The 838-nt window shown below is 44.7% G+C and carries 1 tRNA gene and 2 rRNA genes; all 3 read left to right on the forward strand.

Features of this window, described 5'->3' with window-relative positions:
- Positions 1 to 225 (forward strand): 23S ribosomal RNA (locus tag K6V48_RS08070); the annotation flags it as partial.
- A 305-nt stretch (positions 226 to 530) separates the two neighbouring features.
- Positions 531 to 646: ribosomal RNA gene (rrf, locus tag K6V48_RS08075) — 5S ribosomal RNA — on the forward strand.
- A 100-nt stretch (positions 647 to 746) separates the two neighbouring features.
- Positions 747 to 819: transfer RNA gene (locus tag K6V48_RS08080), tRNA-Val, on the forward strand.
- Positions 820 to 838 lie beyond the last annotated feature (19 nt).

Here is an 838-nt window from a genome sequence, read left to right on the forward strand (position 1 = left end):
CTTACCGCTGGTGTACCAGTTGTCTCGCCAGAGGCATCGCTGGGTAGCTATGTAGGGAAGGGATAAACGCTGAAAGCATCTAAGTGTGAAACCCACCTCAAGATGAGATTTCCCATAACTTTATGTTAGTAAGAGCCCTGAGAGAAGATCAGGTAGATAGGTTGGAAGTGGAAGTGTGGCGACACATGTAGCGGACCAATACTAATCGCTCGAGGACTTATCCTAGAATAAGTAATGAGGGCGTAAAATCCGCCTGAAAAATAGGAACCTAACGCAGTATGCTTGCATACAAGGCAGGTTATCTTTTTTCCAAGGATTTAGCCCGAGTACAATTACTCACGAGACAATATTGACAGCGTGGTTGTTTCTTGTTAGAATATAGATATTCAATTTTGAGTGGATAAAGTGAAGTAACGAGGGCGTTACGAAATCCGTAAGAAAATAGGAAACTGAGGCAGAGTCTGTAGACTCTAGGAAGTTTATCTTTTTCACTAGGATTTTAGTCCGAGTACAATTCCATTCAACAGTAGTTAAGTGACGATAGCCTAGGAGATACACCTGTACCCATGCCGAACACAGCAGTTAAGTCCTAGAACGCCTGAAGTAGTTGGGGGTTGCCCCCTGTTAGATACGGTAGTCGCTTAGCAAGATTTGGAGAGAAATCTCCATATGGGAGTTTAGCTTAGTTGAAAGTGAGAGGAAATCGAGCTTTCTCCATTGCCCAGCTGAGCTAAGTCCCACCCATTGGGAGTTTAGCTCAGCTGGGAGAGCATCTGCCTTACAAGCAGAGGGTCAGCGGTTCGATCCCGTTAACTCCCATATCATGTTACTAAGAGCG

This window comes from Streptococcus suis, assembly GCF_019794555.1.
Taxonomy (GTDB): Bacteria; Bacillota; Bacilli; order Lactobacillales; family Streptococcaceae; genus Streptococcus; species Streptococcus suis_AB.